The organism is Legionella waltersii, assembly GCF_001468085.1.
Classification (GTDB): domain Bacteria; phylum Pseudomonadota; class Gammaproteobacteria; order Legionellales; family Legionellaceae; genus Legionella; species Legionella waltersii.
In genome coordinates this window covers 151,601-164,609 of record NZ_LNZB01000060.1, presented here as the reverse complement: position 1 = coordinate 164,609, position 13,009 = coordinate 151,601, and the positions used below count along the sequence as shown (strand labels likewise).

Genomic DNA, 13,009 nt, shown 5'->3' with positions numbered 1-13,009 from the left:
TCCTGGGGAACAATTTATCATTTTGCTCTATATTTGTACTTTTTTGGACGATAAAATAAGTGCTAAATTCAAAACTAATAGGTGGTATCCTACTTATTGTAGGAACTTCAATTGGCGGAGGGATGCTTGCTCTACCAGTATCTACTGCAGAAGTGGGTTTCACTAACTCACTATTTTTTCTAGTGTTTTGTTGGTTTATCATGACTTCTGGAGCGTTATTAATACTAGAAGTCAATATGCGGCTCCCGATTGGTAGCAACATGATTTCAATGGCCAAATCAACGCTTGGTCTTCCAGGCCAAATCATAGCTTGGATAACTTATCTCTTTTTGTTATATAACCTATTAGCCGCATACATTTCTGGTGGAAGCGATGTATTTAACAGCTTATTAGCTAAAGTTAACATAGACTTACCTAATTCAATTACAGCAGTTATATTTACTGCTATTTTTAGCCTGATTGTTTACAACGGGATCCGCTCGGTCGATTACGTCAATCGTGGACTTATGTTTGGTAAATTGGGCGTTTACATTTTATTGGTTGTTATCATTAGTCCACATGTCTCTTCAACGGGCTTAGTAGGCGGATCCGCAAAAGCATTTACAGGGACTTTAATGATTCTAGTGACATCATTCGGATTTGCATCCATAGTTCCTAGCCTCCGTGATTATTTCGAAGACGATATCCAGACCTTGCGTAAAGTGATTTTATTTGGCTCTTTAATTCCATTGGTTTGCTATATAGTCTGGGATGCAGTCATCATGGGTGTAATTTCCAGAGAAGGGAGTAATGGTCTGCTGGCATTGATGAATTCAGAACATGCAACCAGTGGTTTAACCGATGCCCTTAACCAATCCGTTCAAAATCAGTGGATTAGCGGTTTCTTCGGCTTTTTTACTTCTATATGCATGGTAACAGCGTTTTTGGGCGTATCCTTAGGACTGTTTGATTTTCTAGCAGATGGTTTGAACCTTAAAAAAACAGGTAAGCAAGGAAACTACACCTTAGCGTTAACCTTCCTACCACCACTAGCAGTAGTCTTATTTAAGCCTGGAATTTACCTTCACGCACTCAGTTATGCAGGGGTATGCTGTGTTATCTTATTGCTTTTATTACCTTCAGTGATGGCATGGCAAAGTCGAAAATTAGGCCAATTGATCACGAATGAATCACATCTTGTGCCAGGAGGAAACCCTACATTGACCCTTATTAGTGTGATCGCTATTGGGTTGTTGTATATTGCAATTAGGTATTAATCGTGAGTAGTTTCTCCGCTTCCTCATAATCGCGACTCGGTTTTTCCCGATCAATACGAGCCAATGACCGTCAGGGCTGAGGTATCGACTCATTTTATAGTCCCTCGGCTAATCTCTTCTCTGATGGTCAGTAAGCGTAGGTCCGGCGCTTCGCCCAATAGCGCTGCCTTAAGCAGCGTTATTCGTGAAAGCGGATAAGGAACTATCTGGGTTTAATCCAGTTCCTATATCTCTACCCTACCCCTTGAAACCCTGTATAAATTATCAGATAATACAAAAAGTTCAATAATTAGCCAAACATGAAATACCAAGATTAACTCAAATGTCTTCAACAATCTCTGTCTCACTTCCAACACCTTCAAGTTTAAGCCGCTATTTTTGGCTATTCATTATTATTCACACCTTAATTTGGACTATCGGTCCAGCAATGTTCAGAAATACGCTCCCACACGATACCCTAGAGGGAATTACCTGGGGTATGCAATGGCAACTTGGATACAATAAACACCCCTTCTTAACCGCTTGGTTATGCGCTGGCGTGACAAGTCTTTTCGGAACAGTTGGTTGGCCCGTTTATTTATTGGCTCAGGTCGTTGTTTCAATAACGTTTATTGCTGCTTGGCAGTTAGCTAAACAATTTCTTTCGCCTGTTCAAGCTTTATTAGCTTCATTAGCGTTGGAGGGAGTGCTTTTTTATAACATTAACTCCTTTAACCTGACTCCCGATACTCTTCAATCCCCACTATGGGCATTGCTAAGCTTATTTTTTTACAAAGCACTCCTAACGCAACGAATCAACTACTGGATTTTAACAGGCCTATTTGCAGCTTTAGGTTTTCTAACAAAATACCAAATCATGATTTTATTCTGCTCCATGATTGTGTTTTGCTGCATCAATCCTACTGCAAGATCCAGTTTTAGGAAACCAGGACTATATATTGCTGCGATTGTCTTTTTCCTTCTTATATTGCCCCATTTGATTTGGTTGTTTAATCACCAATTTATTACCCTGAAATACGCAGAACACGTCTCTGAATTCTACACCCAAACTAAAAATACCTTAAACCATATTGTCTTTCCACTACGCATGTTCATCAATTACTTTATAAGTAGTATAGGGCTCTTGTTCCTGCTATGGCCATTGTATAAGTCAAAATCCAATGCTCATTCATTAAATGATTTTAATAAGCAGTTTGTTCTTTTAATTGGTCTAGGACCAGCAATTTTAACCTTACTGATAAATGCGTTAACAGGTGATTATTTTCCGCCACGCTGGGCAACTCCTTATTTTTTTGCCCTAGGAATCTTGATCATTGCTTGGATTAATCCCAGGATCACTGTCAGCCAATTGAAACAGTTTTCCCTAACCTTGATTTTATTTAGCCTGTTTCTCTTCTCAACAAGAATGATCTCAATGAGTTTACTCCCTAGAGTATCCAGCGATGCTTATCTTCCTAATCAAGATATTGCTCAATTCATTACAAAACTATGGCATGACCACTATCACACTAAACTTCATTTTTTAGCCGGATCAAATTATTTGGTTTCGGGAGTGACGCCCTACATCACCGATAAACCATTGCCTTATTTAAACTGGAGTCAAACCAGCAGTCCATGGATTCATGAGTCATCGTTAAATCGTCATGGCGGCTTATTTATTTGGGATAAAGGACACAATTATGCCTGGGATTTGGATAGCTGGGCAAACACCTCCCTTCCCCCTAATTTACTAACAAAATTTCCAAGGCTAATTGTCCTGCCTGACATGACTTTTTTTAGAACGTCCGACCACAGTATAATTGTATTAGGGATTGCCCTATTACCACCCCATAGTTCTACTTAACAACTATTGTATTTTAAGACTAAAATAAGCGATACTCGCTCCAAAACCAAACTAAAAATCCACATGACAAAAATAAGGCCCTTTCTCAAATGGGCAGGTAGTAAATACAATTGCATCCAGGAAATACTGCAATCTCTTCCTCAAGGCCAGAGACTGCTCGAACCCTTTACTGGCTCGGGAGTCGTTTTCATGAATACTAATTACTCCTCGTATCTACTTGCTGAAAGCAATTTGGACTTAATTAATATCTATACAAAATTACAAAACCATGGAGATTCATTCATTGAATACTGCCGGCAGTATTTTCAGAAGGAGAACAATCGCAAAGACACCTATTACGAATTAAGAAATGAATTTAATAGCATGCCAAATTCGAAGAAGAAATCAGCGATATTTCTCTATCTGAATCGACATGGATATAATGGCCTATGTAGATACAACTCAAAGGGTAAATACAACGTTCCTTTTGGATTATACGCTAATCCTTATTTTCCTGGTCAAGAAATGCAGATGTTTCACCAAAAGAGCAAAAATACTCAATTTGTACATCAAGATTTCAGAAAAACTTTTGCGCTTGCAAGGCCAGGTGATGTCATCTACTGTGATCCACCTTATGTTCCCTTGTTACAAACGTCTGGTTCAATTCGATACAACCAGAAGTCCTTTACCAACTTAGATCAAATAGAGTTGGTCGAACTCGCTCTGAAGGCTGCTAAAAAAGGGATTCCTGTTATTATATCAAATCATGATACTGAATTTACTCGATATCACTATCGAAAAGCCCTAATAAGAAGCTTTCCAGTATCTCGTTGGATTAGCTGCCTTTCGAGTAAGAGGCAGCCAGTGAATGAGCTGATTGCTGTTTTTACGACTGACTCCCTGGATTGTCCTTTATAAAGAAGGCCAAAATAGTCACTAATAACAGTGAAATGGGAAGTATTGCCAAAGCAACTTGGTAATCGTCTACCGTGTAGATATGTTCACCGCCTACTATACCGCTATCACCAAAGGTATCCAGTAATTTACCTACCAGAGGCTGGAATACAACACCGCCCAAACAAACAATCATGTTTGTTGCAGCGAATACGGTTCCTGATAATTTCGCGCCACTGTATTCTTTTGCCATAATAAACACAATAATTTCAGTTGCACTAAATAGGCCATAAAGAAAGAGTAATACATTTAAACTGACATAGGACAACCCAGGACAATAGATGACTATGCTAATACAAGCCAACGACAAGATTGCTCCAATGACTAAGAGCATTAATCTTCGTCCTGTTGTATCTGATATGTAACCTGCAACAGGTGCACCAACAGCCCATCCAAGAAATACTGCCGACACCGTTTTTGCTGCCTCTACTTTTGTTAGATGATGTGCTTGCTCTAGGTAAGTTTTACCCCAAAGCTCACCAAAAACCGACAATGAAGTGTATAAACAAGCACCAACAATCCCGATTAACCATACTTCATGAGACATTAGTACTTTGAGAACATTGTGAAAAAACTCTGGAAGTGGGTATTTATTGGGTTGGTACCCTTCTGGGCCATCTCTAACCACAAAGAACATGAGAATGCACAAAGCCGATCCAATCACAGCAATAAACAGGAGCACATGATCCCAACCAACAACTTCAGACCATTCAGTGATTTTAACTTCACCGTATATCAGGCCTAACATACCAAGCGTTGTTATTAGGCCAGCCACTAATGAGAAGTACCTACGTGGCAACCAATGCAAGGCAAGAGACAATACTCCGACAAATGCGAATGATGAACCAAAACCCATCAAAAAACGACCCACACACACTAAAGGCATGGACCATGTTAAAGTAAACATCCAGGACCCCAACGTGCAACATAAACAAGCGAATGTCAGCAGTCGCCTGGGGCCAAACCTATCCATCAACATTCCTACAGGCATTTGCATTGGTGAATAAGCAAAATAGTACAATGCAGAAATTTGCCCAAAAGTCGTTGCTGAAATATGGCCCAGAGCTGTACTTAGCTCAGTTTGTAGAGCCCCAGGAACAATTCTCAATATGAATTCGTAGCAATAAAATACAGCCCCTACGAAACAGACGAGCATCCCATATAAAATTTGTTTTCTAGTAATCATATTATTTAGGCGCATTGGCATGAGTTTCTTTTAAAAAGAACGTTAATAAAGCTGCAATTAAGATACCTATAGGTATAATCGCTAGCGCAAACTGATAGTCATCAACAGTATATAATTTTTGTACATTTTCAACAACCGTACCCGTTACAGCCACAGCAGCAGTGCTATGAGTCGATAGACTATAGTCTAATAAATGACCCACCAAAGGTTGTAAAAACATGGCTCCTAACATCACGATCATGTTTGTTACTGCCATTGCAGTCCCTGCGGCTTCACCAGGACTTACTTCCCTACCAACAGCAAACACTATCGCTTGAGCGCTATAGAACAAACCTAACAAAAACATTAGTGCTTGTATATTCGACTCTTTTAACCCTGGAAGATAGAGAATCATCGTCATCACGATGGCTGCGCCTCCAGCTCCAAAGAACATTGGGAATTTTCGACGATATATTTTATCGGAAATATATCCCATTAATGGAGCCCCTAAAATAAAGCCTAGAAAGAGTATTGAGTTGGCTAATCCTGCGGCTTGTATTGATAGTCCATGCGCATGATGCAAATAAGGAATCCCCCATAACTCGGCAAACACCGATGTTGGTAAATAGACTAAGCACCCATACATTCCATTAACCCATATTTGTCGATTGGTTATAATAATACCCAAATCAACCAATCCTCTCTTAAGGCTCTGTACAGTTCCATGTTCCTCTGGATGACCTTTTACATCTTGGATTCCAAAATACAAAATTAAGGTTAAAATAATTCCAAATATTGCTGTTGAATTTAAGGTGTGTATCCAGCCATAGTTATTAATGAAATGCTCTAGAAAATTATCACCAATCATGGCTCCAATTGGTCCTAGAGCTGAAGTCATACCAGAGATCATAGCTAGCCGATTCTCAGGCAACCATAATGTTGCAAGCTTTAGTACGCCAACAAATGCGAATGCTGATCCAAAACCGACTAAAAATCGTCCTGCTGCAGCCACCGCGAAAAGATTAGTTCCCGTAAACATGTATGTTCCAATAACACAAATTAGGCAGGCTATAGTCAATAAGCGCTTGGGGCCATATCTGTCCAATAGGACACCTACTGGCAATTGCATTGGCACATAAGCAAGATAATAAATTGAAGATAAGTTTCCAAATCCAGTAGCAGACAAATTAAAGTGCGTTCGCAACGAGTTTTCCATCACACTTGGTGCGATTCGTAACAAGTATTCGTAGCTATAAAAAATGGCTCCTAATCCACAAAACAGCCACCCAAGTAATGCATAATTAGAACGTTTTTCTGCACGCAAGATCATCTCCTCAAAAATAAGGTGAGGTACAATTAACCACTTTGAAATTCAGTGAGTTAAACCTTTTATTACTACTTCAAATGTTTAAACTGACTAACACCACTAGCTATAGCTGCATAAGCCACTGCTTTAGATACACGCTCCCGTAAGCGAGGATCTATGGGTTTTGGAATGATGTAGTCAGGACCAAACTCCCAATGTACTACTCCTGGGTAATTATCCTTTACTACCTGTGGGACTTCTTCATGAACAAGCTTACGAATTGCTTCAACAGCAGCAATTTGCATGGCTTGATTAATACACTGAGCACGCACATCCAGCGCGCCTCGAAATATATAGGGGAAGCACAACACATTGTTGACCTGATTGGGGTAATCACTTCGCCCAGTTGCTATGACTAAATCATCTCGAACCTTATGAGCAAGCTCAGGTCGTATTTCTGGATCGGGATTTGATAAAGCAAAAATAACTGGTTTAGGCGCCATTAATTTCAATAAACGTGCGTCTAACAAATCAGGTTTCGCCACACCTATAAAAACATCAGCACCAACCAAAGCATCTTCTAAAGTACGGCAATCTGTAGTTCTTGCAAAAGCAAACTTATAAGGGTTTAAATCATCTCTTCCAGAGTGAATAACACCCTTGGTATCTAACAATAACAAATTCTTTTTATCAGCCCCTAATGCAACTAAAAGCCTCATCGAAGCAATGCCAGCTGCACCAGCACCTATACAAACGATTTTTACTTCAGACAATTTTTTTTGCTGTAAATCCAGTGCATTTAATAAGCCAGCAGCCACCACAATGGCTGTGCCATGCTGATCATCATGAAAAACAGGGATATTTAATTGCTCGATAAGAGCCTGCTCTACTTCAAAACATTCAGGTGCTTTAATGTCCTCAAGATTGATACCACCAAAGGTAGGCGCTATGCGCTTAACCGTGGATATAAATGCTTGTGGTTCATCCGCGTCGATTTCTATATCAAACACATCTAAATCAGCAAACCGCTTAAATAATACAGCTTTGCCTTCCATGACTGGTTTACTCGCTAATGGGCCTACATCTCCTAAGCCCAAAACAGCCGTACCGTTTGTAATGACAGCGACTAAATTTCCTTTATTTGTGTAACGGTATACGTTCTCAGCATCTTCATCAATGGCCACAACGGGAGCAGCAACTCCAGGGGTATAAGCTAAAGAAAGATCGTATTGTGAATTGGTCGGTTTTGTGAGGTGAACACTTAATTTCCCGGGGGCTGGAAATTCGTGATAATCCAATGCCTGCTGATTTATAACTTCATTGTCCAATGTGTTCGCTCTCTATATTCAACAGTAATCACACAAAACCCCTATTTTGTAATTCTTGTCAGAGTTCAATGTGTAAAGTTCCTCTCATGAACTCTGCTTTTGCCTAGACCTTGGCGTTTTTTGTAAGCTCTGTTTTAGTTATATGAAATTTACAACACCATTATAGAAAAGGCACAAAATTTTTGTGCCTTTAATTAACTTTTATAATCCAAAATGGATAAATATTAAGCGGTTCGCTTGCCGTATCTATCACGGAATTTCTGAACTCGTCCTCCAGTATCCACTAATTTTTGTTTACCCGTATAAAATGGATGGCATTGTGAACAAACTTCAATGCTTAAGTCCTTGCATATTGAAGAACGTGTTTCAAACACTTCACCACAACTACAAGTTACTTTTATTGTTTTATACTCTGGATGAACTGACTCTTTCATATTACGGCTCTCTATAGTTTAACTGAGCATCGCCACCTGAACTCTTTGTCAAGCACCATACTCTACCCAAATGAGGCAAAACAATACCAGATTTATGAATACTTTGCAATTCATAAATCCAACTCTACCCAAACAGGGGCATGATCAGATGGTCTTTCAGTTTTGCGGGGCTCTCTATCAATCACTGATTGCTTACATAACTGGTTCAGCTCATGACTTAATAACACATGATCAATTCTCAAACCTCTATTACGTCTGAATGCGGCTTCCCGATAATCCCACCAGCTATAGCTCTTCGCTTCCTGTTCAAAATTTCGAAAACTATCATGAAAACCCAACTGCAATATCGAGGAAAATGCATCTCTTTCAGGCTGGCTCACTAAAACACAACCCTCCCATTCCTTTGGATCATGCACATCTCTGTCCTCAGGTGCAATGTTAAAATCACCTACAACGGCCACCTTTGAATATTGACTTAACTGCTGCTTTAGAAATTGAGTTACTTTTTGCAACCAGTCCAGCTTGTATTGATATTTATCCGAACTAGGCTCACTGCCATTTGGCACATAGAGATCAATCAACCTTAACCCATTAATTGTAACGCCAAGGATTCTTCTCTGGGGATCATCAAGATTTGGAATATCAGTTAACACATCAGAGATTGGGTGTTTGCTAACAACAGCAACACCATTGTATGTTTTTTGTCCGGAATAGACGACGTGATAACCCAGCTCAGTAAATACAGCGCTTGGAAAATTCTCATCCGTTAACTTCGTCTCTTGCATCGCCAACACATCAACTTGACTGGTGTCGAGCCATTGCAATACTTGGTCTAAACGAACTTTTAAAGAATTGACATTCCAACTAGCAAGTTTAAACACTCCAGTCTCCGGTATATTCAATCAATAATGGCGCATGGTCAGAAAATCTAGGTTCGCGAAAGATTTGTGTGTTAGAAACTGCATCCCGCAATCCTGGTGTTATGACCTGATAATCGATTCTCCACCCTACATTTTTCTCCCAAGCTCGAGCACGGTAAGACCACCAAGTGTATTGCTCTTCAGCTTGGTTATGCACTCGAAATGCATCCACGAAGCCCATGTTGCCGAATAGCTCATCCATCCATGCACGTTCTTCAGGTAAAAATCCAGAGTTTTTCTGGTTGCCCTTCCAGTTTTTTAAATCAATGGTTTTATGGGCGATGTTATAGTCGCCACAGATTATCAGCTCTCTACCCTCTTGCTTTAATTGCATTAAATGCTTTGCAAAGCGCTCCAAGAACTCATACTTCACTTCCTGGCGACCATCTCCGCTTGTGCCTGAAGGCAAGTATAAAGAAACCACGCTTAATTTTGGATAATCAAATTGAATATAACGACCTTCATCATCACAATAACCAAAACCAAGGCCTTTCACGATGCGCTGAGGTTTTTTGCGTGAATAAATCGCGACTCCACTATAGCCTTTTTTCTGAGCATCATAATAATCACAGAAGTAATCACGTGGATAATACAGCTCTTCTGGTAGCAACTGATCCACTTGCGATTTTGTCTCCTGGATGCAAACAAAATCCGCATCTTGAAGAGCCAACCAATCATAAAATCCATTACGTGCAGAAGCACGAATGCCATTCGCATTAAAAGTAATGACTCTCATCTTATAAACTCAATCCTCTAACAACCCTACCCAATCGCTCACCCATACGCTTAGCTAGAGTTATCTCATCCTCAGTCAATGGCTTATCACTGGATGGTCCGGCCACATGAGTGACCCCATAAGGAGTGCCCCCAGAAACCGTCGTAGTTAGCGCAGGCTCCGTGTATGGAACTCCCAATAAAAGCATTCCATGATGCAACAAAGGCAACATCATGGAAATCAAGGTCGTTTCCTGACCACCGTGCATACTCGCTGAAGAAGAAAACACACATGCCGGCTTATTCGCTAGATCACCACCTAACCATAAAGACGATGTTCCGTCTAAAAAATATTTCATGGGAGCAGCCATGTTACCAAAACGTGTCGGGCTACCTAAAGCCAAACCACTGCAATGCCGCAAGTCATCTAAAGTGGCATAAGGAGCACCTTCATCGGGCACTGGCTTATCAACCGCCTCAATAGTCGTTGACACAGGGGGAACTGTTCGCAATTTTGCTTCAAGTCCTGAAATACTCTCGACCCCTCGAGCAATGTACTGCGCTAACTGTGCTGTAGCACCAGAACGGGAATAATATAAAACCAGCACATAAGGATCTCTCATTGGCTTTGCTCCTTCAGATAGGTATTAAATATTGGGGATTCTAATAAATTACTCCGCATTTACCCGCTGCATTTTGTGCACAGCGTACAGATCAGAGCTTATTAATAACCGGATTGATTATTGCAAATAAATCACCACAATAGCTAGAAGATTTTATTCTTGAACAGCTGAACTAAGCCTGATTCACTTAAACCAGGCCTCAATTATGCATCAGTAATCAGGTTACCGTTAGCAATTAAATTAGTAATAATCTCATGCGAATTTGTTGTTGCAAAGACATTTGTTAAATCAACTCCTTGCAAAAGGATTGTTTGAGTGGCGTTTGTAACAGGATCAGTTCCAGACGGATCAATTTTTATAAGCGTATCACCAGTGCCTGATTTAGATATATTCAAATAATTATCCAAACTATCAGCATTTAAATGCTCACCACCTAATAATGCAGATAAATTTAATATACTCACATCTGGAGAAGGCCCACCTACGGGATTGGCCTTAAAATCAGTGATTTTATCCTGTATTGGATTTGCAAGTGTTCCACCAGTATTATCACCACTTAACCAAACAAAAGTATCTATACCGCCACCGCCAGTCAATGTATCAGAACCTTGACCACCTACTAAAATATCATTTCCTAATTCACCATCTAATTTGTCGTCCCCAACACCTCCATAAAGCATATCATTACCTGTTCCACCGGTTATATTATCATCACCAGCTTCACCAAAGAGTAAATCATTACCATCTCCACCAGAGATCGTATCATTACCTAGTCCTCCATAAATAGTATCATTACCTGCTCCACCACTTAAGGAGGTATCATCACCAGCTCCTCCATATACTAAATCATTACCCCCTGCAGCATTAACTGTATCATTTCCTGGAAGTGCATGAATCCAATCATTACCAGCTGTACCTGTAGTCGTAGTACCAGTTTCTGCGCCATACGTCACAGTGCTTGCTTGGTCAACACTTATGGTCAATGTTGAAGAGGTAGTTGCGGTACTGCCGTTAGAAGCCTCTGTCGCAGTGGCTGTCACTGTTAAATTGATGTTTCCAGTAGTAAATGATGTGGGGGGATAATAGATAAGTCCTGTTAGATCCGAAATATTTGTGAATTCCCATACCCCTCCTCCTATAGCGGTTCCTGCTGATAATATTCCACCTGAGGGTACTCCGCTAATTCTAACTTTTAAGGATTCTGAACCATCTGTATCTTTAAGAGCAGCATTTATTACTGGGATAGAAATTGGCTTACCATAATTTGTGGAACTAATAATAGTCTTTGTATTAGTTATTGAGAGCGAGGAATCCTTTTGATTATCAAGCCCGTTAACAACCAACCAAGAAAATTGATAATTACCAGACTGACTTGCAGTATAAGTGTAAGTGCCGGTGGTGTTTACTCCAGCACCTGCTTGTTCAGAAGATGTAATCTGAAACGTTTGCTGCGTACCATTTGGTAAAGTGACCACCAAGAAAACCATGTCGTTATAACCGCCATTAATTTCAGATTGAATATTTTCAGCATTTGTAAATTGCCAATCAAATGCTATTTGCGCTCCATTGCTTAAACGGTAACTTGAATTGGCTAGTGCACCATCAATTACATTTACATTACCAGGATCACTACTCGCTACAGATCCCGCAAGTGGATCAAAACCATCTAAAAAGCCAGAACTTAACCCTAAATCAGTCTCTAAACCTGCTTGAGAAATCGCTGCAGTATTACTTATAGTAAAATTACCTGGATTAACCACTGAAACTGAGGCTGGAAGTGATAAAATTGGTGTATCTGCAACAGCTGTAATATTTATTGTTACGGTGTCAGTATCAGATTGTGCACCACCACTACCAGTATTGCCATTGTCATTAGTAGTCATGGTCAAAGTAGCCGTACCACTGTAATTATTTGTTGGTACATAGGTAACTGAATTTGCTGCACTCAGAGTTGAATTAATCTGTGCTACAGTTCCAGTTAAAGTCACTGTACTAGTACCACTACCAGAAATAGCCGCACTACCACCACTCACCGCTAAAGTACCATTGGTCACACCTAAAGTGACGGTCATAATACCAGCTAACGCATCAACATCAGAAATACTCAGTCCAGTAATTACTTTCGATATATCTTCATTCGTAGTTTGTGCCCCAGGAACAGTGTTCACAGGTGCCTCATTAACGTTTGTTACTCTTACAGCAATGGCTTGGCTCGTGGTTAAGGTGCCATCACTGGCTTGAACAATCACATCATAGATGTTATTGGCTCCAACATCAGTTGGGATTTCAAAATTTGGAGCAGCAATAAAACTTAAAGCTCCTGTAGAAGAATTAATTGAAAATTTACCTAAATCGGCACCACCTACTATCGAATAAGTTAGGACACTACCAGCATCAGGATCCGTAGCCACCACCGTTGTCACCCCAGTGGTGTTTTCTGGTACAGAAACTGTTGCACTAGAAATAATCACAGGTGCATCATTAGCT

Annotated in this window: 11 protein-coding genes; 3 read left to right on the top strand and 8 right to left on the bottom strand. The window is 40.1% G+C overall.

Translation table 11 applies throughout. The annotated features are described in order from the left end of the window. The first annotated feature begins 59 nt into the window (after positions 1-59). From Lwal_RS13895 to Lwal_RS13885, 3 genes are all read left to right on the top strand, one after another. Positions 60-1,256 carry an amino acid permease gene (locus Lwal_RS13895; RefSeq protein ID WP_058481406.1) on the top strand — a complete coding sequence of 399 codons (1,197 nt, stop codon included), beginning with the start codon at positions 60-62 and terminating at the stop codon, positions 1,254-1,256. A 322-nt stretch (positions 1,257-1,578) separates the two neighbouring features. Then, a complete protein-coding gene (locus tag Lwal_RS13890; protein ID WP_058481405.1) occupies positions 1,579-3,099 on the top strand; it encodes a glycosyltransferase family 39 protein in 1,521 nt (506 codons plus the stop codon). Between the two features lie 63 nt (positions 3,100-3,162). Next, positions 3,163-3,996 (top strand): Dam family site-specific DNA-(adenine-N6)-methyltransferase, encoded by an 834-nt coding sequence (locus tag Lwal_RS13885; RefSeq protein ID WP_058481404.1) that lies wholly within the window; start codon positions 3,163-3,165, stop codon positions 3,994-3,996. Here Lwal_RS13885 and Lwal_RS13880 read toward each other — a convergent pair. The 8 genes from Lwal_RS13880 to Lwal_RS13845 all read right to left on the bottom strand — a co-directional run. Continuing rightward, positions 3,965-5,239 carry an MFS transporter gene (locus Lwal_RS13880; RefSeq protein ID WP_095197497.1) on the bottom strand — a complete coding sequence of 425 codons (1,275 nt, stop codon included), beginning with the start codon at positions 5,237-5,239 and terminating at the stop codon, positions 3,965-3,967. The genes Lwal_RS13885 and Lwal_RS13880 overlap by 32 nt on opposite strands. After that, positions 5,220-6,527: an MFS transporter gene (locus Lwal_RS13875; RefSeq protein ID WP_231951020.1), complete on the bottom strand. Its 1,308-nt coding sequence runs from the start codon at positions 6,525-6,527 to the stop codon at positions 5,220-5,222. Before Lwal_RS13875 ends, Lwal_RS13880 begins: the two co-directional genes overlap by 20 nt. Positions 6,528-6,592: 65 nt before the next feature. Then, positions 6,593-7,831 carry a malic enzyme-like NAD(P)-binding protein gene (locus Lwal_RS13870; protein WP_058481403.1) on the bottom strand — a complete coding sequence of 413 codons (1,239 nt, stop codon included), beginning with the start codon at positions 7,829-7,831 and terminating at the stop codon, positions 6,593-6,595. A 224-nt stretch (positions 7,832-8,055) separates the two neighbouring features. Then, positions 8,056-8,265, bottom strand: coding sequence for a 50S ribosomal protein L31 (gene rpmE / locus Lwal_RS13865; RefSeq protein ID WP_058481402.1), 210 nt, complete (start codon positions 8,263-8,265; stop codon positions 8,056-8,058). Between the two features lie 110 nt (positions 8,266-8,375). Continuing rightward, on the bottom strand, positions 8,376-9,146 hold the full coding sequence (xth, locus tag Lwal_RS13860; RefSeq protein ID WP_058481401.1) for an exodeoxyribonuclease III: 771 nt from the start codon (positions 9,144-9,146) through the stop codon (positions 8,376-8,378). Then, entirely contained in the window at positions 9,139-9,921 is a 783-nt protein-coding gene (locus Lwal_RS13855) for an exodeoxyribonuclease III (protein WP_058481400.1), read from the bottom strand. Before Lwal_RS13855 ends, xth begins: the two co-directional genes overlap by 8 nt. Position 9,922: 1 nt before the next feature. Next, positions 9,923-10,522: an NAD(P)H:quinone oxidoreductase gene (wrbA, locus tag Lwal_RS13850; protein ID WP_058481399.1), complete on the bottom strand. Its 600-nt coding sequence runs from the start codon at positions 10,520-10,522 to the stop codon at positions 9,923-9,925. Between the two features lie 203 nt (positions 10,523-10,725). Further along, a partial coding sequence (locus Lwal_RS13845; protein WP_193787235.1) for a type I secretion C-terminal target domain-containing protein occupies positions 10,726-13,009 on the bottom strand: 2,284 nt, incomplete at its 5' end.

Coding starts and splice junctions, on each gene's coding strand:
- Lwal_RS13890 (WP_058481405.1), top strand. CDS start 1,579: ATGTCTTCAACAATCTCTGTCTCACTTCCAACACCTTCAAGTTTAAGC.
- Lwal_RS13885 (WP_058481404.1), top strand. CDS start 3,163: ATGACAAAAATAAGGCCCTTTCTCAAATGGGCAGGTAGTAAATACAAT.
- Lwal_RS13880 (WP_095197497.1), bottom strand. CDS start 5,239: ATGCCAATGCGCCTAAATAATATGATTACTAGAAAACAAATTTTATAT.
- Lwal_RS13875 (WP_231951020.1), bottom strand. CDS start 6,527: ATGATCTTGCGTGCAGAAAAACGTTCTAATTATGCATTACTTGGGTGG.
- rpmE (WP_058481402.1), bottom strand. CDS start 8,265: ATGAAAGAGTCAGTTCATCCAGAGTATAAAACAATAAAAGTAACTTGT.
- Lwal_RS13855 (WP_058481400.1), bottom strand. CDS start 9,921: ATGAGAGTCATTACTTTTAATGCGAATGGCATTCGTGCTTCTGCACGT.
- wrbA (WP_058481399.1), bottom strand. CDS start 10,522: ATGAGAGATCCTTATGTGCTGGTTTTATATTATTCCCGTTCTGGTGCT.